The organism is Anabaena sp. 90, from assembly GCF_000312705.1.
Classification (GTDB): Bacteria; Cyanobacteriota; Cyanobacteriia; order Cyanobacteriales; family Nostocaceae; genus Dolichospermum; species Dolichospermum lemmermannii.
Map to the genome: position 1 here is coordinate 2,579,803 of NC_019427.1, position 24,651 is coordinate 2,604,453.

General features: G+C 37.5%; 14 protein-coding genes. 11 read left to right on the plus strand and 3 right to left on the minus strand.

The window, feature by feature from the left end:
- The first annotated feature begins 270 nt into the window (after positions 1 to 270).
- The 4 genes from ANA_RS11270 (at position 271) to ANA_RS11285 (ending at position 4,717) form a co-directional block, all read left to right on the plus strand.
- Positions 271 to 690 (plus strand): XisH family protein, encoded by a 420-nt coding sequence (locus ANA_RS11270; RefSeq protein ID WP_015080192.1) that lies wholly within the window; start codon positions 271 to 273, stop codon positions 688 to 690.
- Positions 675 to 974 carry an element excision factor XisI family protein gene (locus ANA_RS11275; RefSeq protein ID WP_015080193.1) on the plus strand — a complete coding sequence of 100 codons (300 nt, stop codon included), beginning with the start codon at positions 675 to 677 and terminating at the stop codon, positions 972 to 974. The genes ANA_RS11270 and ANA_RS11275 overlap by 16 nt, the downstream gene beginning before the upstream one ends.
- Before the next feature lie 304 nt (positions 975 to 1,278).
- Positions 1,279 to 4,002, plus strand: a complete 2,724-nt coding sequence (locus ANA_RS24555) for an AAA-like domain-containing protein (protein WP_015080194.1) — start codon at positions 1,279 to 1,281, stop codon at positions 4,000 to 4,002.
- A 319-nt stretch (positions 4,003 to 4,321) separates the two neighbouring features.
- A complete protein-coding gene (locus ANA_RS11285) occupies positions 4,322 to 4,717 on the plus strand; it encodes a CU044_2847 family protein (protein WP_015080195.1) in 396 nt (131 codons plus the stop codon).
- A 57-nt stretch (positions 4,718 to 4,774) separates the two neighbouring features.
- Here the strand turns inward: ANA_RS11285 and ANA_RS11290 are convergent, their stop codons facing one another.
- Positions 4,775 to 5,776 (minus strand): phosphoribulokinase, encoded by a 1,002-nt coding sequence (locus ANA_RS11290; protein ID WP_015080196.1) that lies wholly within the window; start codon positions 5,774 to 5,776, stop codon positions 4,775 to 4,777.
- 830 nt (positions 5,777 to 6,606) lie between these two features.
- On the opposite strand from ANA_RS11290, the gene petH reads away from it, so the two are divergent.
- Positions 6,607 to 7,998, plus strand: coding sequence for a ferredoxin--NADP reductase (gene petH / locus ANA_RS11295; RefSeq protein WP_015080197.1), 1,392 nt, complete (start codon positions 6,607 to 6,609; stop codon positions 7,996 to 7,998).
- A gap of 131 nt (positions 7,999 to 8,129) precedes the next feature.
- Positions 8,130 to 9,419, plus strand: coding sequence for a homoserine dehydrogenase (locus ANA_RS11300; protein WP_041458383.1), 1,290 nt, complete (start codon positions 8,130 to 8,132; stop codon positions 9,417 to 9,419).
- Between the two features lie 516 nt (positions 9,420 to 9,935).
- Here ANA_RS11300 and ANA_RS23565 read toward each other — a convergent pair.
- Together ANA_RS23565 and ANA_RS11310 are read right to left on the minus strand one after the other, a co-directional pair.
- The gene (locus ANA_RS23565) at positions 9,936 to 14,273 is read right to left on the minus strand and encodes a DUF4347 domain-containing protein (RefSeq protein WP_015080199.1); all 4,338 of its coding nucleotides are present in this window, start codon (positions 14,271 to 14,273) and stop codon (positions 9,936 to 9,938) included.
- A gap of 593 nt (positions 14,274 to 14,866) precedes the next feature.
- On the minus strand, positions 14,867 to 15,304 hold the full coding sequence (locus tag ANA_RS11310) for a CAAD domain-containing protein (RefSeq protein ID WP_041458385.1): 438 nt from the start codon (positions 15,302 to 15,304) through the stop codon (positions 14,867 to 14,869).
- A gap of 475 nt (positions 15,305 to 15,779) precedes the next feature.
- On the opposite strand from ANA_RS11310, the gene pcrA reads away from it, so the two are divergent.
- The 5 genes from pcrA to ANA_RS11335 all read left to right on the plus strand — a co-directional run bounded on the left by pcrA (position 15,780) and on the right by ANA_RS11335 (position 24,647).
- Positions 15,780 to 18,107, plus strand: coding sequence for a DNA helicase PcrA (gene pcrA / locus ANA_RS11315; protein WP_015080201.1), 2,328 nt, complete (start codon positions 15,780 to 15,782; stop codon positions 18,105 to 18,107).
- 559 nt (positions 18,108 to 18,666) lie between these two features.
- A complete protein-coding gene (gene hpsA, locus ANA_RS11320) occupies positions 18,667 to 22,158 on the plus strand; it encodes a hormogonium polysaccharide biosynthesis protein HpsA (RefSeq protein WP_015080202.1) in 3,492 nt (1,163 codons plus the stop codon).
- Between the two features lie 23 nt (positions 22,159 to 22,181).
- Positions 22,182 to 22,808, plus strand: a complete 627-nt coding sequence (locus ANA_RS11325; RefSeq protein WP_015080203.1) for a type II secretion system GspH family protein — start codon at positions 22,182 to 22,184, stop codon at positions 22,806 to 22,808.
- A gap of 162 nt (positions 22,809 to 22,970) precedes the next feature.
- The gene (gene hpsC, locus ANA_RS11330) at positions 22,971 to 23,972 is read left to right on the plus strand and encodes a hormogonium polysaccharide secretion pseudopilin HpsC (RefSeq protein ID WP_235081808.1); all 1,002 of its coding nucleotides are present in this window, start codon (positions 22,971 to 22,973) and stop codon (positions 23,970 to 23,972) included.
- Between the two features lie 159 nt (positions 23,973 to 24,131).
- On the plus strand, positions 24,132 to 24,647 hold the full coding sequence (locus ANA_RS11335) for a pilus assembly FimT family protein (RefSeq protein ID WP_015080205.1): 516 nt from the start codon (positions 24,132 to 24,134) through the stop codon (positions 24,645 to 24,647).
- Positions 24,648 to 24,651: the final 4 nt, after the last annotated feature.

Sequence of the window (24,651 nt, forward strand, 5' to 3'; positions counted from 1 at the left end):
TGTCAAAGTCCTGTCATGGTATATAATGCAAGTATTATCGGTTCTTTGGTTATTTTTATGGAAAGCCTGGTTCAAAATCATTGAAAGCGCTATTGTGTAGGCATTTCATTGAAAATATCGAAATAATTGTTTATAACTCTTGTCCCGTAAGGGTTTTGTTATCATCGATCCTCAATCACCATAAAAGAGACGCAAGAGCCGTATTATCTTACTTATCAAAGTGCTATGAAAGTAGATATGGAATCTAAATAACCAACAGTTAACAAAAAAATGTCTAGGAGAGATAATTTACACTTATCATTACGTCATACCTTAGAAAAGGATGGTTGGCAAATTACCGATGATCCCTTAATTTTAGCACTAAAAAAAACATTACTCAAAGCCGATCTAGGGGCAGAAAAATTTTTCAGTGCTGATAAAGAAGACCAAAAAATTGCCATCGAAATTAAAGATTTTGATGCTCCTTCTGTAATCAGTGAACTAGAAAAAACCATAGGACAACTTCAACTTTATCAATGGGCTTTAGAAGAACAAGAACCAGAACGAAAACTTTTTTTAGGAATTAGTCAAGCTATTTATTCAAAACACTTTCAAAAACCTATTTTTCAATTGGTTATTAAACGTAATAAAATTAATCTAATTGTTTTTGATCCTGAAAATGAGGTAATTTTACAATGGATAAATCACTAAAGTATACTCAGATTTTAACCCAAGTTTTAAGAAAAGAATCTGCTATTCAACCTCGATTACAAAAACTTAAACTTAGTTCAGTTTGTGATCAAGAATCAGGACAATTTTTGATTATTATGACAGGTTGGGAAAAACAAACTTGGACTGATACTATTTTATTCCATGCTAGATTACTAAATGATAAAATTGTTATTGAAGATGATAATTTTGAGCAAGGATTAACAAATGCTTTAATTCAAGCAGGAATACCTCCAGAAGATATTGTTACCGAAATTCTTCAATAATAAGTAGTGAGACAGAATTAATTACACAATGTCATTGCGTAAGCGTTGCGTTAGCCATATGGAACGAAGTGAAATGAAGCAATTCCAAGGATTGTGACTGCTTGCCTTCCCTCGCAATGACTGTCAATATTTTTGTCCAATTACTGAAGATTATAATATAACGATATGCACTTGAATGAGATACATCATAAGCCCCCTCCTCGCTTGCGGGGAGGGGGTTGGGGGTGGGGTTCTTATATCTCACTCAACCGAGAACCGCTATAGCATAGGAGCTACGCTAATTTATTAGTATTCAACAAGTGAAATGGAAAATTTAAACTCAGTTAATTATGAATATCAAGTAGGTGGTTCGCTCCCAGCTTCTGCTCCTACTTATGTTACCAGAAAAGCCGATAATGAACTATATCAGGCTATAAAAAAGCGAGAATTTTGTTATGTGTTAAATTCTCGACAAATGGGTAAATCTTCTTTAAGAGTTCAAACAATGAAACGACTTAAAGAAGTAGATGGATTTGCTTGTGCTGCTATTGATTTAACTGAATTTGGTTCAGCTAATATTACCCCTTTACAATGGTATTCAGGAATTATTAATGAATTAATTAATACCTTTGAATTAAATGAAAAATGTGATATAGACAGTTGGTGGGATAAATATGATCAAGAATCTTTGTCTGCGGTAAATTTCTTTGGTAATTTTCTGCGAGATATTCTTTTAAAATATGTTGATTCAAATATCGTTATTTTTATAGATGAAATTGATAGTATCATCAGTTTACAGTTTAATATAGATGATTTTTTCGCTTTGGTTCGCTCTTTTTATAATCGTCGAGTTGATAATGTTGAATATAATCGTCTGAGTTTTGTGTTATTAGGAGTAGCTACTCCCAGCGATTTAATTCAAGATAAAACGCGGACTCCTTTTAATATTGGTTATGGCGTAGAATTAACAGGTTTTACTTTTGCAGAATCTCAAGCATTAGCAAAGGGATTAAGTGTTAAAACAAATCAACCGGAAAAGTTATTAGAATTAATTTTAAATTGGACTGGAGGACAACCTTTTTTAACTCAAAAAATATGTAATTTAGTTTTAAATGATCCCTCCCAAACCCCCTTAGAAAGTGGGGAGTATGCAGAATGGTTAGAAAATTTAATCAGAACTAACATTATTGAAAATTGGCAAGCAAAAGATGAACCGGAACATTTACGCACCATTGAAAGACGGATTTTAATTGATGAACAAATGGTAGGTGAATTATTAGATATTTATCAAAAGATGTATCAACAGGGAGAAGTGGTTAGTCAGAATACTGGAGAGGAAGGAAAGTTACAGTTGTCGGGTTTGGTGGTAAAAAGAAATAATCATTTACAAGTTTATAATCCCATTTATAAAGAGGTTTTTAATCAACAATGGATTGATAATCAATTAGCTGCTTTACGTCCCTATTCTGAGTCTTTGAATGATTGGGTAAAATCAGATTATTCACATAAGCACCTGTTAAAAGGTAAGGTGTTAAAAGAAGCTACAGTTTGGGCAAAAGATAAAAGATTAAGCTCTTTAGATAAACGGTATTTAGATGATTCTCAAAAATTAGAATACAAAAGAAATATTAAGAATATATTTGTGGTTTTCGCAAGTGTTGCTACAGGGGTGGTAGTTGGACTTATCGTTGCATTTAGGTGGTATCAGTATAAATATGCTTTTTGTCCTATTGGAGAAAGAATAGAAGGGAGTGATAAATGTGTTAGAAATATTAAAACTAGTGGTGAACAATCTAAAATATTTATCGATGATATAAATTTTCATCTGGATAAGGGAAGCGAATATTTTAAAAAAGGATATTATCAAAAGGCAGAGAAATTTTTTTATTTAGCTACAGAGGCTAATCGTAATGACCCAATTCCCCAAATATATTTGAATAATACTAAAGCTAGGTCAACAGGAAAAAGAAACCCTTTAAAACTGGCAGTTGTAACTGGAATTGATTTTTACGGATATACGTCCAAAGAAATTTTTATGGGTGTAGCTGATGCTCAAGATGAATTTAATAAAAGTGGAGGAAAAAATGGCAGATTGCTAGAGATAGTTATTGCGAATGATGGTAATCAAACAGAAATATCAAAAAAAGTAGCAGAAAAGTTAGTTAATGAGTCAGATATTTTAGGAATTATTGGACATCATGCAAGTGAGAGTAGTGAGGTAGCAATACCCATTTACAGACGAAAAGGATTAGCAATAGTATCTCCTACAAGTTCTAGCAGCAAATTGAAGGACAATGTATTTTTTCGAGTTATCCAAACTACAACAGAAGCAGCCAAACTTTATGCAAAGTATATCAAAAATACTTTACATTCAGATAGTATAGCAATTTTTTACGATCAGAAAAGTGTTTATAGTCAAAGTTTGCAAGAAGATTTTATAAAAGCTTTTGATGATTTAGGAGGAAAAGTTGATATTAATAATACTTCTGTTTTTGATCGGGAACAAACAAGTCTAACAGATATTGATGCAGAAATTGATAATATCATCTCAAACCAAATAAAAACAGTTTTTTTAATACCTGGTGTAAAAACAAGTTCAGTATTAAGAGCTTTTGCAAGAGCGAGTCAGGAAAAAACAAAAAAACTGAACATAATATTCCCTATGTCTGTTTTTGAAGAGCCAACTTTAGATATAGGAGGTGATGCTGTTGAGGGTGCAAGTTTGTCCACACCTTGTGTAAACAAAACATCTTTATATATGAAAGGTGCAATAAAAAGATGGCAACAAAAAAATATTTATTGGCGTACCATGACTGGATATGATGCAACCCAAGCATTCATTGGAGCTATTAATAAATCATCGAATGAACCGACAAGATCAGAAATTCTCAAGAATTTGAAAACTCTGACACTCCCTGTTGAAAAAACCTCTGGCTATGGATTAAATTGGTCAAAGGAAAAAGACTATTTGTATCAATCTAATATTAATAGTTCATATTGTATGTATAAGATTGAAAATGGTCAATTTAAAGAGGTTTTGGTTAAGTAGTCTACCAGAAACTTATCCAATTTATTCCACATTAGGGACAATCATTGATTTTGTTGGGTTTCACTGCGTTATGGGTTGGTTCATAAGGCAATAATGAATGAATTATAACTTGCTTAGTTTCCTCTTCTCTTCTTTTGCGGAGTATTTATCTCGTTCCTAGTCTCTGACTAGGAATGCAGTTGATGAGGCTCTGCCTCTAATCTCATTGAAGACAGAGCCTTCTAGAATTCATTCCCAGTCAGAAACCGGTAACGAGATAAACCGAGAACCGCTAGATGATAATATAAATACTAACTTAATTAAAAGATAATTTACCTTTATGTCACAACTAACGCCGATTCAACTAGAAGACGGAACAATTATTTATATTGAAGCATCAGAAAATATTGCTGTATCTATTCCCCAACCTCCAAAAAACGAGAACCTAGATTTTATAATTCCCACCCCTGAACAAGCAGACCGCAGTTTTGGCTTAGAAAAACTGAATGAAAAACTGAATATTAAAGAACAGGGAGACAAACTCCAAAAAACTATTCAATCCTATTCAAAACATATTATTCAATCCTTCAAAGATTTAGCTTTAGCCGAAGTTTCTGAAGTTACATTAGAATTTGGGGTTAATGTCGGAGGAATGACAGGAATCCCTTATATTGTCACAGGAGAAACTAGCAGTAATATCAAAATTACTGTTAAATGTAAATTTAATCAGAAATAAAAAAGAGGGAACACATTCAACTGTTCCCTCCACTAATTTTTGACACAAACTGCTGTTTTAGACTTGAACCGCTAGTTTTGCTTCTTTAGCTGTCAATCGTTCATAAGCATCACGCATTTTCAACCCTGTCAATACTTGGAATAAACCAGTACCATTATTAGAACCTGGATATTCACGGTGTTGTAATAACAAGTGAGTCATCTCACCTTGATATTTAGTGGATGTTTTGCTCAAATGAGTTTCGATGTAAATTATTTCATCGAGGTTATCAAATTGACCGTCTACTTCCAAAACTGAGACGTAACGACCATAGTAAACATCAGAACCGTAGTAAAGTTGCATACCGGGGTAAGAACAGGTCAGTTTGCGTCCGCAAGGAGTCCACTGAATTGTTGAACCTTCGTCAAACAGGTAGCTGGGTTCAAAGCCTTCTTTATCTTCCCGTTGTAACATCCGTACCCGCAAAACTTTACGTTCTGTATCGTTTTTAATTAAGTTTGTGGGTAATACTTGCAGAACCACGTCAGCAAATTCTCTTTGCGGTTCGATGAATTTTTCAAAATCAGGTTTACGAGAATTGATTTGTGCGAGAACATCTTCATAGCGGTGGCCTCTTTCAGCCATATCCCGTTGGATTTTCCAAGCAATTTTGACTTCATCACTGATATCAAAGTAAACGCTGAAGTCTAGAAGCGCTCTTACCCGTTCGTCATACAAGGGATGTAGCCCTTCTACGACGATAATATGATTTGGCTCAATCCATTCTGGTGGATCAATCATACCTGTCTCGTGGTTATAAATCGGCTTATGTATTTTTTGACCTTCTTTGAGAGCTTTAATTTGCTCATACATCAAGTCAAAGTTATTTGCTCTGGGATCAAGTGCAGTTATGCCTGTTTCTTTACGTTGTTTACGATCTAGGCTATGATAGTCATCTAAACAGATAACTGTCATAAATTCTTCGCCAAATAAATCAATCAACCGACGCAAAAACGTAGATTTACCGCACCCAGAGTCTCCGGCTACTCCAATTAGTACCACGCGTTCCGGCTTAGTCATAAATTCCCTCTAAATACTAAATGTGTCAATCAATAATTTTTCTCACAGCAGATTTTGAATCTAGGAGCTTACCCCAAAAGTATCGTCCCACGTTCTGGCTATCCAGCATAACGATGACAGATTTAAACAAATAACTTATCCGCCTATAGCAGTTACTCGTCCTAATTAGCCTAATTTTATAGCTGGTAAGTATTTAATCTTAGTGTTGCCCTAAATTTTAACAGAAGGGGTGTACTCTCACAAGACTTATGCTCAGAAAGAATTTAGTTCTCTAGCAATTATCTGTTTAACATTCTGCCACAGATGATACATTTTTTTTAGATTTGAGAGAAAATAGGAGTTAGGACTTCGACTTCGCTCAGTGACCAGTCAGAAGAAAGAAGGAAAAAAATAGGTTAGCGCACTGTCATGCTAGAATGGGACAAGTGGTTTTATTTCAGTAACCAAACAAGGTTATAATATACTCTTTAGGGATATTTTCTGAATGGAAAGGCTTGTCCTCATACCCAGGATTTTTGTAGTGCCAATATACTATAAAATCCTGTTTTGACAAGTCTCAAACTATGTATTTTCGGAAAAAAAGATTAAAGTGATTCACTATTAACATTCTCGCAAAGACTTATCCTCTAATTTAGAAGGTGAACAGGTGTGTTTTTTGCCATACCTACTGGTCTTGGGCGAGTGGACAGAGCAAGGCATCATGATGAATGATGTTGTTTTCCCAGATGGCTAGTTTTGTGATCCGAAAATCCGGTAAACTAAAGCTCGCAGAAGGATGGGAATGATTTTTTTTGATAAACGGTTAAGTAAATATCGGAGTGGTATAAGGAATGTACAATCAAGGTGCTGTTGAGGGTGCTGCCAATATAGAATCAGGTAGCCGCGTCTTCGTTTACGAAGTGATGGGTTTGCGTCAGACTGAAGAAACTGATCAGACCAACTACCCCATTCGTAAAAGTGGCAGTGTATTCATCAGAGTACCTTACAACCGCATGAATCAAGAAATGCGACGGATCACTCGCCTGGGCGGTAAAATTGTTAGTATCCAACCTGTTACAGCTTTAGAGCAAGTCAACGGCAAAGTTGAATTGGTAGCTGCTGAGATTACAGTTAGCAGAGATTCACAGCCAGTCAACGAAATAGTTGAATTAGCAACTGCTGACATTCCCGTTAGCACAGAAGTTAAAGCTGAGGTAAATGCTAATGAAGAGGAACATGGTAAAGCCACACCTGTAAGTAATGCTAGTGAAGCTAAAGGCTTTGCTAAATCACCAGCTAAGGAGAAAAAAGGCCAGACCATGACTCAAGCAAAAGCTAAAAAAGATGCTCATGCTGATGTTCCTGTGAACATTTATCGTCCTAATGCTCCGTTTATTGGTAAGTGTATTTCTAATGAAACCTTAGTTAAAGAGGGCGGAATTGGGATTGTTCAACATCTCAAGTTTGACCTATCTGCCGGCAACTTGCGGTATTTAGAAGGTCAAAGTATCGGGATTATTCCTCCTGGCGTAGATAAAAATGGTAAGCCTGAAAAACTCAGACTGTACTCCATTGCTTCTACTCGTCACGGCGATAATCTCGATGATAAAACAATATCCCTATGTGTTCGTCAGTTAGAGTACAAGCATCCAGAAACAGGTGAAACAGTTTATGGTGTTTGTTCTACCTATCTGACTAAAATCAAACCAGGTGATGATGTTAAAATCACAGGTCCTGTTGGTAAAGAAATGTTATTACCTGAAGATCCTGAAGCTAATGTAATCATGTTAGCAACAGGTACAGGGATTGCACCAATGCGGACTTACCTGTGGCGGATGTTTAAGGATGCAGAAAGAAAAGCTAACCCAGAATATCAATTTAAAGGATTTTCTTGGTTGCTGTTTGGTGTGCCAACATCTCCCAATATTCTTTATAAAGAAGAATTGGAAGCAATGCAAGAGAAATATCCCAAAAACTTCCGTCTTACCTATGCTATCAGCCGGGAACAAAATAATCCCGCAGGTGGCAGAATGTATATCCAAGACCGAGTTGCGGAACACGCTGATGAATTGTGGCAGTTGATTAAAAACGAAAAAACCCACACTTACATCTGCGGTTTGCGCGGTATGGAAGATGGTATTGATGCAGCTTTAAGTGCTGCTGCGGCCAAAGAAGGTGTAGTTTGGAGTGATTACCAAAAAAACCTCAAGAAAGCCCACCGCTGGCACGTAGAAACATACTAATTTGTTATTGGTCAGTGGTCATTTGTTATTGGTCATTGGTTATTAGACAATTAAAAGCAGATAATTAGTAGGTAGGGCTTATGGCTCTGCCTACAATTGTTTTATGTAAATTTCATGTGGGTGCAAAATCTGTGGCTGTTAAATTAGGAATACTTGGATTAGGTACAGTCGGAACGGGGACAGTTCAATTGTTGCAAGACAAAGTAGGTCGTCATCCGCTGTTACAGGAAATTGAAATATATCGGGTGGGTGTGCGATCGCTCACGAAACCCCGTGCTGTAGAATTATCTCCAGAGGTGATAACTACGGATTTAGAAGCAATTGTTAATGATCCAGCCGTAGATATAGTTGTAGAACTGATGGGGGGATTAGAACCCGCACGCACACTCATCTTGACAGCTATTAAAAATGGTAAGCACGTAGTTACTGCCAATAAAGCCGTGATTTCTCGATTTGGTGGCGAAATATTCACCGCTGCTAATCAAGCGGGTGTCTATGTGCTGCTAGAAGCTGCCGTTGGTGGCGGTATTCCTGTAATTCAACCCCTGAAACAATCTTTAAGCGTTAATCGCATTAGCGCTATCATGGGCATTGTCAATGGCACAACCAACTATATCCTCACCAGGATGCAAACAGAAGGTAGTGAATTTGATCATGTCTTAGCAGATGCTCAAAAATTGGGTTATGCTGAAGCTGACCCGACAGCGGATGTGGATGGTTTAGATGCTGGAGATAAAATTGCTATTTTGGCATCTTTAGGATTTGACGGGCGAATCAATCGGGAAGATGTCCATTGTGAAGGAATTCGTCAAGTTACAAAAACAGATATTGCCTATGCTGCTAAATTAGGATTCGTAATTAAATTACTAGGAATAGCTCAACATTTAGATGAAGATAACTCCCAACTTTCCGTGAGAGTTCATCCTACCCTAGTTCCCCACAGCCACCCTTTAGCTAGTATTAACGGTGTTTATAACGCTATTCTGATCGAGGGAGAACCGATAGGACAAGTGATGTTATTCGGTCCTGGGGCTGGGGCTGGGGCTACCGCTAGTGCAGTATCATCAGATATCTTAAATCTTGTTGCTACCCTCAAAACCAATACCACGAAACCAAATTCTCTCCTCGCTTGTAGACATCAACATTACTCGCAAATTACCCCCATTACCGAGTTAATAACCCGGTTTTATGCCCGTTTCCTCAGCAAAGACCAAGCGGGAGTCATTGGGAGATTGGGAACTTGTTTTGGTAATTATGGCGTGAGTTTAGAGTCAGTTGTCCAAACTGGCTTTCAGGGAGAACTAGCCGAGATTGTCGTTGTTACCCACAATGTCCGGGAAGGGGACTTTAGACAAGCCTTAACAGAAATTCAAGCAATGGAATCAATAGACAGTATTCCCAGCGTATTACGAGTGCTTTGAAACATAAAAAGATCAAAATATCCCCGACTTCTCAAAGAAGTCGGGGATATTGTCATTCTATTCTTAATTAACAATAAGATAGTTCTTCCTTATCGACTTTATGATAACATTTTTAAAATTGTTTGTCAATACCATAAATCTCTTTTTTCCCGTTGGCGTTTTTGCGTTTTTTAGCGAAACATCATGGGATGATGATGTATACTTAACACGGCTTATTTGTTTGGCTTCCACACCCGTCAGGGAATAAATTCCCTGTCTCATAGCTCAAGTCCGTTAAAACGGACTAATGAATTTTCCTAGTATTTAGTCATCTTTTAGATGACTTTCGCTATTAGCAAGGAACTTGAGTTTCTTGCGGGATGAAGATTTTGCGTTAAGTTGACACCAATGAAGCTCTTGCTTTACCCCTACAAATCTAGGTTTTTCGTAATTTTGTAAAAGTCCATGTCTCAACCGTGTTTAATATAAATCAGGAAGACAGAGAATTTATTCCCTGTCTTCTAGCTAAAGTTCGTTTTAATTGAACAAGAAATTACCACCAAAGAGGTTTAAGTTCGCATTGGCGCTGGTAAATCCAGATGTCCCTGATAAGGTCACTAATAACTGACCAGTACCAAAACCAGTATTACCACCAATACCATCCCCAACTCGCACTAATGTAGAAGTACCTGATGTAATTACATCAAAATTGGCAATACCTGTAAAGTTCAATTTATCACCACCAACACCGCGCACAAATTGATAAACTGTATCTGTAGCATCACCAAGAACGTAATTAACGTTATCCACAGCATTATCGTTTAAACCTAAATACAGGCTATCATTACCGAAGCCACCAATTAGAGTATCTGCACCTGCATTACCAGTGAGGGTATCATTTCCTAAACCACCAGTGAGAACGTTAGCTGCTGTATTACCTGTAATGCTGTTATTGAGGTCATTACCTGTACCGTTAATCGCTGTTGTTCCTTGTAAAGTCAGGTTTTCTACGTTGGTGGTGAGGGTGTAAGTTACACTGCTGAAAACGGTATCAGTTCCTTGATTCAGATTTTCTGTAATGCTATCTGCTGTATTATCCACATAGTAGGAATCATTACCAGCGCCACCAATTAAAGTATCAGCACCCGTACCACCTGTGAGAACGTTATCGGCTGCGTTACCTGTAATGATATTATTGAGGGTGTTACCTGTACCGTTAATAGCGGTTGTTCCGGTTAAGGTGAGGTTTTCTAAGTTGGTTTTTAATGTCCAAGTGATAGAAGATTCAACGGTATCTATTCCACTATTTAAACCTTCAGCAATGATATCGCCAATATTGTCTACGACAAAGGTATCATTTCCTTTACCACCGATTAAAAAGTCTGTACCTGTTCCCCCGTTCAAGTAGTCATTACCATCTCCACCACTTAAATCATCGTTTCCTGTACCACCTTTAACCCAATCATTACCAGTAGTACCATCAAAGCTGACTGTACCTGTAAAGCTAGTTAAATCAAAGCGTTCAAATCCGAATACTGTTGTCCCAGGAATATCTAATTGATTGGTGGTGTTACTGGTATCTATGGAGATAATATCATTAACTGTTCCGCCGGTGATAATTAAAGTATCTGTGCCATTACCACCTTTGATGGTGTCGTTTTGTTGTAAATTGGCAAAAGTGCTGGTGATGGTGTCGTCTCCATAGTCAGCATCTATGATATCCTGTTGGGCTGTGGTGGTGAAGCTTTCGTTATCGTTAAGGTCAGTTACTCCAATGGTTAATTGTCTTTCAAAGAATAACCCACCCTGGTCTGTGGTTCTAACTCGAATGTTGTAACTATTTTGGGTTTCGTAGTCAAATACAGTATTGGTTGTGAGTTGATTATTGGTAATGGAAAATAAACTATTATCAGTTGCACCTGTTCCTGTAACTAAGCTATAGGTAAAGGTGTTTCCTGTATCTGGGTCGGTGCTGGTAAAACTGCCGATCGCTGTTCCTACTGCCAAGTTCTCAGTGATCGCGCTATTGGATAGGGTAAGGTCAGTTGGGGCTTGATTAATGGAAGGATTAGTAAACGTACTCACATCAATAATTTTTAGCCCCCCATCTCCGTCAGCAACATAGGCGTAATCTCCTATCACCCTCACATCAGCTACAGAGCCAGAGGTATCATAATTTCCTGCTAAAGTCGGATTAGTCGGATTACTAATGTTAATGATTTGTAGCCCATACATACCATCAGCAACATAAGCATAATTGCCCACTACAGATACACGGGTCGCATCCCCAGGTGTATTGTAAGTTCCTTTAAGGGTCGGAGCCGATGGGTTGCTAATATCAATAATTAAAAGTCCCTGGGTTTCACTAGCGACATAGGCATAGTTTCCGACAACTTCTATTCCTCTCTGACGATAACTACCACTACCCAAAAAATTGCTGATGAGGGTTGGAGTCGTTGGGTTGCTAATATTAACTATTTGTAATCCTGAGTAACCATTAGCAATATAGGCATAGTTACCAATGATTTGTACATCATAACCCTCACCAGCATAATTTCCTTTGATAGTAGGAGCCGTAGGATTGGTAATGTCAATGATTGATAGTCCTGAGTTAATGTTAGTCACATAAGCGTAATTACCGATTACCCGTAAAGCTGTAGTGCCGTAATATTGACCTGGAATAGCAAGCGTTGCTTTGGAGATGGGATTATTGGGATTGCTAATATCAAGAATTTTTAGCCCCTGATCCCAACTAGCAATATAAGCATAACTACCAACTACCTCTACGTCTTTTGCACTAAAACTTACATTGGGAGTAGAGTTGTAGGAGCCATAGTGACTTTTTAGTGCTGGGCTAGAAGGATTACTGATGTCAAAAATTTGTACTCCCGAAGAATTTTTGCCAACATAAGCATAATTATTCGATACCCATACCGTTACAGATTCCCCACTTGAGGTATCGTAAAATCCTTTTTTGACTGGAAAATCAGGATTACTAATATCAAAAATATTCAAGCCAGTCCCAGAGCCTGCATTATAAAGATTATTGCCAGAAACGTCTATGCCATCAGGCCAGCTAGATGCGTAATCACCTTTTTTGATTGGATTAAGAGGATTGCTGATATCGATAACCTGTCCTCTAGTATAAGCATAATTACCACTCACATTTATATTTTTTACCCAAAAAAAGTCATCAGGCTTGTATGTTGCTTTGAGAAGGGGGAGAGCAGGATTACTGATATCAATGATTTGTAGTCCCGATCTCCAATCACCGACATAGGCATAATTACCAGCTACCTGTAAACCCCAAGCAAGGTCAGGAGTATCGTAACTGCCTTTAAGGGTGGGAGCAGTGGGATTGCTGATGTCAATAATTTGTAGTCCTGATTGTTCATCGGCAACGTAAGCATGGTTGCCTATAACTTGTACCGCAGAAGCCGAACCAGAAGTATTGTAAGTTCCTTTGAGAGTAGGATTAGAAGGATTGGTAATATCAATGATTTGTAGTCCTGATTGTCCATCGGCAATGTAAGCATAGTTGCCTATAACTTGTACCGCAGAAGCTGAACCAGATGTATTGTAAGTTCCTGTAAGGGTAGGATTTGTGGGATTGCTGATGTCCAGAATTTGTAATCCAAAACCTGAAGCAGCAACATAAGCATAGTTTCCTACAATCTGTACATCCTTGGCGTAATACCCAGCACTATCCTGAGTTACAGTAAATTCATAAGTTCCAACAAAAACAGGGCTAGATAGGTTGCTAATGTCAATGACTTCTAAGTTGTCCCCCACTACATAAGCATAGTTGCCCACAATTGCGATCGCATTTGCTATCGTTAATCTGTCCCATTTACCCACCAGAGTTGCCGCTTGTTCAACCGTGATAGATTGCCCATCAATAGAAATCACCGCATAATCATTTTCCGCTTGAATACGAGCCAAATCAGACGCAGTTAAATTCACCCCGCGCACCAAAGCCGAAAATAATTCCCCCTCATCACCAGCACTATCCGAAGTATTGATGTGAGCATCCACAAAATGCCCATATTCTTCTAATATCACCGCTAATAAAGACTGCTGACTCGCCGTTGTCACAAACTGGCCTGATAAATAAATTTTATTCGTGCTAATTGCGTAAGCTCCATTGGCACTGCCCAAAACATCGCTACTTACCACCTCAATCGTGGGAAATTGGCTAAAATCACCCATCTGCCATTGAGAAAGAAACGACTCAGCCAAGACGCGATTATATTGACTACCAAAAGCCTCATCGAAACGCTGCCAAAAACTTTCTAACCCAGCAAAGGCAGTTAATTGCCCATAAACCGCCGTTAAAATCGTCGCAAATGGGGATGCAAATATACCCTGATAACGAGCTAAAGTGTCTGCACCAAACACCGGAGATTTCCCCTTCTTTTCAGGAATATTAACCTCTAACTCCCAATTTCCCCCTAAAGCTGCATTTCCCGTTTTTGTGGCTGACGCGCTAATGGTTGCGTTGGTAATCTCATGTAACTTTCTAATAAACTCTTCCCCAGCGTCCCCGGCAGCGACGTTACAGCCATAGAGTAAAATATTCTGACGTTGCCAGTGTTGTAACTGTTGGGTGTAATTGTGAATATTGGTTAAGTTTAATTGACTATTGCCTAAATACAAGCATCCCGGCGCACCGTGGGAAAGGATATGAATGGTGGTGATGTGGGGATGTTGTTGTAAAATTTGGCTAATTTGCTCAATCCCGTCTTGATTTGGGGAAATAATAACTGATTTTACGCCCTCGATAATTCCTGTTTGTAGGGTCTGATAGTCGGAAACGGAGGCATCAATAAAAACAATAGTTGTCGCGGTTTGACGGAGAAAAGAGTTGTTTAACATATTTTTTTCCTTTTCACTTGGTAACTAAGCTTTCATACCCGCCCGGAACTGAAGTTCCGGTCTAATAGCTAAAGTGCGTTGAAACGCACTGTGATAACATCGAAATCAGAAATTATCCTATTTATCGAATAAGTACCGCCAAAATAGTCGGTTTTAAACGACTTGAGCTATTAGACAGGGAATTAATTCCCTGGCTCAAGTCTCTGATGACATCGAAATTAAAAATTATCCTATTTCTCGAATAAATACCGCCAAAATAGTCGGTTTCAACCGACTTGAGCTATTAGACAGGGAATTAATTCCCTGGCTTGAAGGTACTTGACACTGTTGAGCAGTGGTAAACCTTTACAAATTCTTATCCAAACAGGTTAAATATGTATATGATGGTAAGATGTGTTATTTATAAACACAACCGTGATCTTTAAGTTATAAATAATCTTCTTGTGACACATATTTGGACTTACGTATGTGAAATATTCTAAATTCACAAAAAAACAACGAACTCTTGGCTTTGTAAAAAAGAAAAAAGAAAAGAAAAAAGATCCCCGACTTCTTTAAGAAGTCGGGGATCTAAATTTGTCTAAAGTTGTGAGTTAAGATTTAGAAGTGTGCTTACCGACAACTTGGGATTTGAGGGTGGTAATTTCTTCAGATAACTCCTGTCTGCTGGAGGCTTTGAGTAAATAGCGATAGACAAACCACACAGAATAACCAATACCAATTAATTCAAAGGTAGGTGCTACTAAAGGAACATCATTAAGAGCATCTAATACAGCCAATAGTACCTTAACTGTGACTACTGCTGTCACTACTAAACCAATACTGACAATAGGTTGCTGATATTGACCAAAGAATTTACCTACATAGTCTGGTAATGTCCCCAGAAAACCGGAAATCTGTTGTCCGTATTTCAGCCACTCTTCTTGAGGCTGCATAGGAGGTTGAAGTTTGGTCAAATTCCCGGTTTGAGTGTTAATTTCGGGTATGGTTGTTTCTTTAGACTGGGTTTCTTTAAATTCTGGTTCTTGCATTTTCGTTTCCATGATTTTGAAATTTGAGTTTCTTACCTAATAGTTTGTCAAGATAAAAATGATGGACTGTAGTGTGAGCGTCTCGCTCACGCGGGCAAGATGCCCGCACTACCAAAAACCCGTCAAAATAAATTTAACAGACTACTAGATATTTACAACCAAAAGGCTGTTAATCGGTACTTTCTCTCATTAATCAGGGTGAGAGATTAGGGATTATGGTTTATCTTACATCTACAGTTCTTCACAGTATGACAAAACTTTACACAAAGTCTAGTAACATTAAGTTGCTAGTTAGGAAGCAAGAATAAAACTAAATAGCTTAACATTATATCAAATTTTCTCAAACTTTAGCAATTTAAGTAAATTTTTATTGTTTTTGCCCCATTATGCTGCTTTCGTTTTATTCTTTGTACTGAGTTTTACCCTTACCGATTAACCCGATAACAAATTGTCCTTTTCATCATTTTTATAGTTTATGACCACAAATATTGATTTCCTGAGTCATCTTAACCCTAGTCAACGTCAAGCCGTAGAACACCACTGCGGACCATTGTTGGTGGTTGCTGGCGCTGGTTCAGGGAAAACCCGGGCGCTTACTTACCGCATTGCTAATTTGATTCTCAAACATGGTGTTAATCCCGAAAATATCCTCGCGGTGACGTTTACTAACAAAGCCGCTAGGGAAATGAAGGACAGAATTCAAAGGATATTTGCTGAACAATTAGCCATATCGCAACATGGTAAAAAGTTGGATTTGCTGACAGAATATCAACAAAGCTTACTAAAATCAGAGGTTTACCGCACTAAAATCAAAGATATGTGGTGTGGAACTTTTCACAGTTTATTTTCACGGATTCTGCGATTTGATATCGAAAAATATCAAGATGAAAAAGGCAGAAAATGGGATAAAAACTTTTCTATCTTTGATGAATCCGATGTGCAAAGTGTAATTAAAGAAATAGTTACTAAAGATTTAAATTTAGATAGTAAGAAATTTGAACCCAAGTCTGTACGCTACGCCATTAGTAATGCTAAAAATCAAGGATTTTCTCCCCAACAATTTGAAAGTGAACAGCCCAATTATCGCGGTAGAGTCATAGCTGATGTCTATAATCGCTATCAGGATAAACTTTCCCAAAATAACGCTTTAGATTTTGATGATTTAATTTTAATTCCTACCCGATTATTTCAACAAAATGAAAAAGTTCTAAGTTATTGGTATCGAAAATTTTGTCATATTCTAGTTGATGAATATCAAGATACCAACAGGACTCAATATGATTTAATTCAGCTTTTGGTCACAAATGGAGAAAGCCGTAAAAGTGAATGGAAATGGCAAAATCGGTCTGTGTTTGTGGTTGGTGATGCTGACCAGTCAATTTACAGTTTTAGAATGGCAGATTTTACCATTTTGCTAGAATTTCAGGAAAATTTTGGCGATGGTTTGGCAGATGATGATACTCGTTCTATGGTGAAATTAGAAGAGAATTATCGTTCTTGTGAAAATATTCTCCAAGCTGCGAATGAATTAATTGAAAATAACACTCAACGCATTGATAAAATTCTCAAAGCCACAAGAGAACCAGGGGAAGCAATTTATTGTCATAAAGCTGATGAAGAAATGGCAGAAGCGGCTTTTGTGATTAACCAAATTAGAAATTTAGAAAATCAACACCCGGAATTAAATTGGGGTAACTTTGCAATTTTATATCGAACTAATGCCCAATCTCGACCTTTTGAAGAATTATTAGTAAAATATCAAATTCCTTATACAGTTGTGGGAGGAATGAAATTTTATGATCGTAAAGAAATTAAAGATGCTGTGGCATATTTAAGGGCAATTAATAACCCTGCTGATACTGTAAGTTTATTACGGGTGATTAACACACCGCGCAGGGGCATTGGTAAGGCTACTGTGGATGCTTTGGTGAATGCTTCCCAGCAATTAGGAACAACTTTATGGGAAATATTAAGTGATGAAACATCTGTAAATACTTTAGCAGGACGTTCATCGAAAGCTGTAAATAATTTTGCAGCCATGATTTACAATCGTCAAGAACAAATCAAAGTAGTTCCCGGTTCGGAAATCTTACAAGGTATTTTAGAAGATTCTGGTTATATTAAAGAATTGCAAGATCAAGCTACAGATGAAGCTGATAATAGAATCAGTAACGTCAATGAATTGCATAATGCTATGTTGCAATTTCAAGAAGAAAATGCTGGAGAAGATATTTCTTTACAGGCATTTTTGCAAAGTGCGGCTTTGAGTTCTGATTTAGATAATTTAAAAGAAGGACAAACAGCGGTTTCGTTAATGACTTTACACGCTTCTAAAGGGTTGGAGTTTCCGGTTGTCTTTTTGGTGGGTTTAGAACAGGGGCTTTTTCCGGGTTATCGTTCCTTACAAGATCCTTCATTGTTAGAAGAGGAACGACGTTTATGTTATGTTGGTATTACTCGCGCTCAAGAACGTTTATTCTTATCCCATGCCAGAGAAAGGCGTTTATATGGGTCTAGAGAACCGGCAATGCGATCGCAATTTCTCGATGAAATACCAGCAGAATTACTGACTACCCAGAATAAAGTTACCCGGAGTTCTACTAAAACTACATCTGCAACTCCTAGTAAACAAAGCACTTCTGGAATTTGGCAAGTAGGTGACAGAGTATTACATAAGTCCTTTGGGCTTGGGGAAATTACTCACATTTTCGGAGAAGGAAATAAGGTTTCTGTAGCGATTAAATTCCTGAGTTTAGGACAAAAAATAGTAGACCCCAGAGTAGCGCAATTACAGAAAGTTTAATTTTGCATTAGTCCACGCAGATGGACTTTGCTTGATCAATACCTTGTTCAAATCGAAAAAAGTCTTGATTTGTAGATTGGGTTGAGGTACGTATCCCTGACGGGGGGTGAAGCCATAAGCCAACAAATAGACATCTGGTGAAAATTAAATATGCGTGACTTACAACCCTTGTAGAGACGTTCCATGGAACGTCTCTACATTCTTTTCTGGAGATGTCTAATCCCTTGGGTTGCTGTTGCTTCATCAAAAATTTATATAATTATTGGTGCAATTGTCTAAGCAAGTAGATATACTATCAGTATTCAGGAGAAATATAATATTTGCAGTTGAAAAATTCAGTATTTTCCAGTTTAGAACTTGCGTATCAACAATGCTATAAAAGAAATACGATGAATAGAAACAGGCAACTATTCCCATAAAACTCCAGTAGTTGCTCCCACCAATATATACTCAAAAGGGTTGGGACATGGACTTTTGTAAAATCACGAAAAACCTAGATTTGTAGGGGTTTAGCAATGCTAAACCCCTACCCGCTCAATTATTTATCAGGGAAGCAGTCATGTCTCAAAAACGTCACCCATTGAAAATAATCACAAAAAACTCCACAAAATTTATCCGGCGGTTTTTAGCAAATATAAAAAAACAACTCATTTGGTTATTGCGAACTGTTTTTAGTAGTCAAAAACAACAGCAGGCCGCAAACGCAGGTTTCGTATTGCCAACAGTGGTAATGGTATCGGTAGTAGTAGTTTTATTAACCACTGCTATCATGTTCCGCTCCTTTGACCGGCTGAAAAATGCTAGTAATGTCCGTGTCAGTGAGTCTGTTATCACTGCTGCTACTCCAGCAATTGATAGAGGTAAAGCAAAAATTAGTAAATTATTTCAGGATAAAACTCTGCCAAAAACTACACCAACAGACGATGATCTATATGATGCTCTTGTTAATAACATAGATAAATATACATTTGGTGATGAAACTAAACTAACACTATCTTTACAGGCACAACCATCACTACAAATACAAACAGCTTGGAGGTTTCCTGTTGATACTGACAGCAACGGGAAATTTGATAGCTATACCCTCTACGGTATTTATTTTAAAACTCCACCAGTGGGAATAAATGGTCAGTATAGCAGAGCCAGAAATGCTTTAGAAGCCAGAAATCCACCAGTAGTCAAAGGGACATTAAATGCTAATTGTGGAAGTACCAACACCAGTTTAGTAGGTAATACTGGTTGGGTAAGACAAGATAATGAACTGAAGAAAGCCTTTTTTGTTTATACCGCTACAGCCAGAATTACTGATCCTCCCAACACTACTGACTATGAAGTATATAATGGTAAGATCGCTGGTAGTCTGGGTGGGGCTGTAGAGTATCAACAAGACAGGGTACAAACACCAACAAATAACAATGCTGTTGTTTATGACGATGATCTAGAATTAAATTCCGATACAAATTTGAATGGTGGGGTTTTTACAAATAGTAATTTACTAGCTGCTGGAAGTGTTAGTAATATTAGTAATCTTAAATTATATCAAGTTAGTAGTGAAGCGTCTTGTTTCTATAAACCTAAAAATGCCAAAATTATTGTTGGTGGTAATTTAGCTCTGGGTAAGTTTACTGATGCAAGTGATACGGGGGGAGCGACTGTTGATTTATACAACGGTAAAATAGATAATGTTACTACTGGTACTTTAACAAAATCAGTTACAAATAGTCCCAAAGATACAGCCTATAATAACCTAGCTTATGTAAGGCGGATTAATAAATTAATTGAAGCTCAAATTGCTGCTGATTCTACAGGTGCTAATGATCCAACAGAAGTTAAAAACGGACTTGCACTCAAACAAACAGCATTAGGAATAACTTTTAATAATACAGAGACCACTAAATACCGTCGTCAACAATTAGAAATTTACTTTAAAAGACGGACTCGTCGTGTACCTTATACAGAAGTTGCTTTCGGTGCTACAGAAACATATCCTAACTCATTATTACAAGGTTCTGCTAATACCCTGCGTCCCATTGATAACTGGGTTTATCCTACAGACCCAACAGACGGTAAAACAGGTGTTAATTATACTAATCTATCACTCAACATTAGCGGAACATCCTTAGAACCCAAGGCCAGCGACCCAAAAGAATTGAAGAAAAATAGCGGAAAAGAAGGACTATTGGGTGATAGAGTTCTAGTTAGTAACAATTTACCCGAACTGAGGTGGGATACAAGTAAAAATCAGTTTATTGGTTCATATATTGAGGATACCCAAGATATTAGTGGCATTAAATGGGATTTACCAAGTGGTACTACGCAAACTCGCACACGACCCTCTTTAGTACGGAATTTAGCAGATATTGGTTCTAATGAAAGAGATGGAGACTGGGAATTAGCAGCAGCTAAAGTACCAACAAGTACCACAGAACCCGTGGGTGGTTTACGAGTTGTTACGGGGGCAGGTGTTTATTTGAGTAAAAATGATACTCCTAGTAGTATTAACAGTAACGTAAAAACAATATGGCCTGATAATGTAGGAACAATAAGTTCTACGGATACAACAACACCTTATCTAAAAATGCGGGCTACAGCAGTTTATCACTACAAGTCTACTGGCTACAATGCCCAAACGCCCAAACCTATAGCTTGTGTGAGTAGTTATTACGATCCTACTGATAATAATAGCTACAAAAATATGAACAGTCTACCAGATGCTTTTAATATTGAAAAAGGTTCTCAAGGTAAATCTAATAGGGGTATAGTTTATCCTGCACCCACTAAAACAGTTAGTGATTATGCAACAGCTTTGACATATCTATCTCAATTAAATTATAGTAATGGACGTTTCATAGATGAGGGATTACTAGCTAGAGCATTAAACAAAGCAGCAGCAAATATAACTATATCAGAGCAGTCTGCCATTGATGCTCAGATTTGCGCTCTACAAATTCTAGATGGTAGTCTTAGTCCTAATAATTCCGTTATTCCCCATGGTGCAATTTTTGAAACCTTCTTTTCTGACCAGAGAGAAAATCAAAAAGTTCGCGCTACAGTTTTAGACCTGAATCAACTACGGACAACAACCATTGGTGGTTCAGAATATTTATTACCCAATAGCGGTATTATTTACTCGACTCGTGATGATGCTTTACCAGATATGAGTGCGGGTAATACCGACGCTGAAAAACTTGAAAGAAAACTTGAAAGTCCTGTAGATTATTCAGACGACACCACACGCCGTCCCAGTGCAATTATACTCATTAATGGCGAGAAACTGTGGCGAACAAATAGCTACAAGGAAGAGGAAAAGGGTTTAACTTTAGCTACCAACTTACCAGCGTATATTAGAGGTGATTTTAATCTACACACTCAAGAGGAATTTAACGAAACAATAGCAGATGATTGGGATAACTTCTACACTCGCAGCACTTTTAATAATAACTTTGCTTGTCGTTCTGGTGACTCCAGATTTCCTAATTGTACCACAGGTGATGAATGGCGACCTGCGAATATTTTAGCTGATGCTGTTACTTTGCTTTCTGGAGACTTCGACTTCAAGGAATTGGGTTATGCAATAGGTAGCCAACAAATAGCTAAGAACGATACTACTTTTAATCTGATTATTGCTGCTGGTGACAATCCTGCTAAACCTACAGTAGATAATGGTGGTCTAAATGGTGGTCTAAATAACTTGGTTCGCGTTATAGAGAATTGGACTAGTAGTAAAATCAAGCGCAATGGGGCTTTTATGCAGGTAAAAAAGAGTGCCTATGCTACAGGGACAAATCCACCTCAGAAACTTAATAGTCCCCCGACAAGACAGTGGAGTTACGATGTAGGGTTGTTATTTCAGTCACCCGACTTATTTGCCAGTAAACTCGCAGTCACACCACCTGAACCACCGGATGAATATTTACGGGAAGTTAGCAGAGGTGATACATGGGTAAAAACTTTGTTATGTGCTAGGGAGACTTCTAATCCTCCTACTAATCCTCCTACTAACTTTGCCATAACAGATCAAAAACAACGACCTGATAGCTGTCAATCATAAAACTTATAAGGAGGTGAGAAACAATGATCAAAACCAAACTACAGCCCAAAAATTTATCTTACAATGACTCTGGTTTTACAATTATTGAGGTACTAGTAGGGGTAGTTTTCATTGCTATTCTCTTGGTTACTATATCACCCGTCCTGGTCATGTCCACGGCTGTCCGGGTGCAGTCGAAAACTACAGAAAAAGCTGTTCAAGCTGCTAAGACATTTATTAATGGTGTCAGCAATAATTCAATTTCAGCGCCCACTAAAGTAATTACAGAAACTCCAAATACTCCTATAAATCTAGAAACAGCAATGCCGGTTCCTCAACAAACAGATACAGATTTGTATTTCTTTAAGAAGGATAGCACCATCACGGCTTGTAATCCAATTTCAACTTGTCAACCAGATCAAAATAGCCCATTTGATGAATTTTACATTCAAGCGGCTCAAATAAAGCCCGCAGGTACGAAAACAAGTGATGGCTATCGTCTAGCGATTAGAATATATAGAGAAGACTTGGATTTTGATCAAACTATTCTAGGGTCTAGGACAGGTGGTATTTTAGTTAATAAACAAGCGCCAATCTTGATAACAACAGTTGAGATTAGCGGTAGTACCACTTTTGGCAGTTTATGTTCCCGCTTGGGTTGCGTTCAATAATCAACCTTGTCAATAAATTGGTTTATCCCTGAGGTTAATTCAATCAAATTCACCATTAATTTTCCCATAAAAAGCGAGTAAAATCCCCACCGTGCAATAATTTAATCTAAAACAGAAACATCTGAAAATCTGCCTTTGGTGCATTTAAAAAAGGACAATACAATGATGATCAAGATACTTCAATTTATATTCAAAAATCAATTCAAAGCCTCAAAATCTCTTGATAAATCTGGTGGGTTTACTCTCGTTGAATTGTTAGTAGCTTTAGCGATGTCATCTATAATTATCACACTATTACTAGAGTTTATGATTAGTGTGATAACCACAGATAGCAATGAGCAAATTAAGATAAATTCTGAGCAAGAAATCCAAATAGCACTGGATCATATTTCTCGTGATTTACAACAAGCTATTTATATTTATGATGCTGCTGGTATTGACAAAATAAAATCTCAATTGCGTTACCCAAATGATGATACTAAAACTCCTATATTAGTTTTTTGGAAACGGAATTTTGTTAGTCAGGTGATTCCCACTACATCAGGAAAAGATGATACTTTTGTATATTCATTAGTTGCTTATTATTTAATTAAAGATACTAATACAAATTGGTCACAATCTGCTCGTATCGCTAAATGGGAAGTTAAAGACGGTGTGGAAGTTTCTACAGGAGGTGTAACTTGTTCAGGATATACTAAGAAGTATGTTAATGCTGATAACTGTCCTAATCCAGGTTTTAATCCCTTTAATATAGCTCAATCCAACACTGTAGAAGATGCCATGATCAATTGGCAGAAATCTGGAGATTATAGTAGTGGTAATACGGCTAATGTGTTAATTGACTATGTAGATCAAACCACACCACCACTCGTTCCAACCATACCACCCACACCACCAGCGGCCACCTGTCCAGATAATACCATAACACCTCCAATTACATGGTCAAAAATAACGCCAAGCACAATAACGCCAACGCCAAGTAATGATATGACAGGGTTTTATGCTTGTGTAGATAAAGCCAATACAACAGCAAAGGTATTTATTCGCGGTAATGCCCTAGCTCGTAGAGAAAGTAATCCAAATCTTATAAAATATGAAAATGATAAAAAAAGTTATTTTCCCACGGCTAATGCCATAGTTCAAGGAGCAAAAAGTGGCTATTAATCATTAACTTAAAAAGTTAGTTGTCCGACTCTTGACACTGGTTCATAAAGTAATAATTTCACAATAGCTATAAAAAAATCAAAAATTCAGAAAAAAACGGCATATAAAAAATCATCCCACATCGCAATATATATATGTTTTGCTTGCAAATAATCAGGGATGAATTATTTACAAAATAATCGCTCTAATAGCGGTTTTACTGTGATAGAAACGATTACGGCACTATTAATGATTGGTATACTATCAGGAATAGCTGCACCAAGCTGGTTCGCTTTGATCAAGACTCAGCACTTAAATATTGCCCAAGACCAAGTTTATCAGGCCAAGCGTCAAGCCCAAAGTCAAGCAAAAAAAGAAAAAGTGAAATATCAAGCTAGTTTCCGCACACAGAATAATATTCTGCAATGGGCTGTTCACGAGGAAAAGGAATCTGACCTAAATAATCCTATGATAAAGTGGAATGATTTAGATGACAGTGTGCAGTTAGATCCCAACTCAACATTACAATTGTATAACGGTGTGAGACGAGTCCGGTTTGATGATATTGGTGGTGTGACACCTCCACTCGGCAAAATCACCCTATCTAGTAAATCTGGTGGGACAGCAAAGCGTTGTGTTATTGTTTCCACTATATTAGGCGCAATGCGAACCGCTAAGGATAACTCTTGCAATTAATTTG

Bases quoted from the DNA above. Each gene is read 5' to 3' on its own strand.
- ANA_RS11270 (WP_015080192.1), top strand. From the start codon at position 271: ATGTCTAGGAGAGATAATTTACACTTATCATTACGTCATACCTTAGAA.
- ANA_RS11275 (WP_015080193.1), top strand. From the start codon at position 675: ATGGATAAATCACTAAAGTATACTCAGATTTTAACCCAAGTTTTAAGA.
- ANA_RS24555 (WP_015080194.1), top strand. From the start codon at position 1,279: ATGGAAAATTTAAACTCAGTTAATTATGAATATCAAGTAGGTGGTTCG.
- ANA_RS11285 (WP_015080195.1), top strand. From the start codon at position 4,322: ATGTCACAACTAACGCCGATTCAACTAGAAGACGGAACAATTATTTAT.
- ANA_RS11290 (WP_015080196.1), bottom strand. From the start codon at position 5,776: ATGACTAAGCCGGAACGCGTGGTACTAATTGGAGTAGCCGGAGACTCT.
- petH (WP_015080197.1), top strand. From the start codon at position 6,607: ATGTACAATCAAGGTGCTGTTGAGGGTGCTGCCAATATAGAATCAGGT.
- ANA_RS23565 (WP_015080199.1), bottom strand. From the start codon at position 14,273: ATGTTAAACAACTCTTTTCTCCGTCAAACCGCGACAACTATTGTTTTT.
- ANA_RS11310 (WP_041458385.1), bottom strand. From the start codon at position 15,304: ATGCAAGAACCAGAATTTAAAGAAACCCAGTCTAAAGAAACAACCATA.
- pcrA (WP_015080201.1), top strand. From the start codon at position 15,780: ATGACCACAAATATTGATTTCCTGAGTCATCTTAACCCTAGTCAACGT.
- hpsA (WP_015080202.1), top strand. From the start codon at position 18,667: ATGTCTCAAAAACGTCACCCATTGAAAATAATCACAAAAAACTCCACA.
- ANA_RS11325 (WP_015080203.1), top strand. From the start codon at position 22,182: ATGATCAAAACCAAACTACAGCCCAAAAATTTATCTTACAATGACTCT.
- hpsC (WP_235081808.1), top strand. From the start codon at position 22,971: ATGATGATCAAGATACTTCAATTTATATTCAAAAATCAATTCAAAGCC.
- ANA_RS11335 (WP_015080205.1), top strand. From the start codon at position 24,132: ATGAATTATTTACAAAATAATCGCTCTAATAGCGGTTTTACTGTGATA.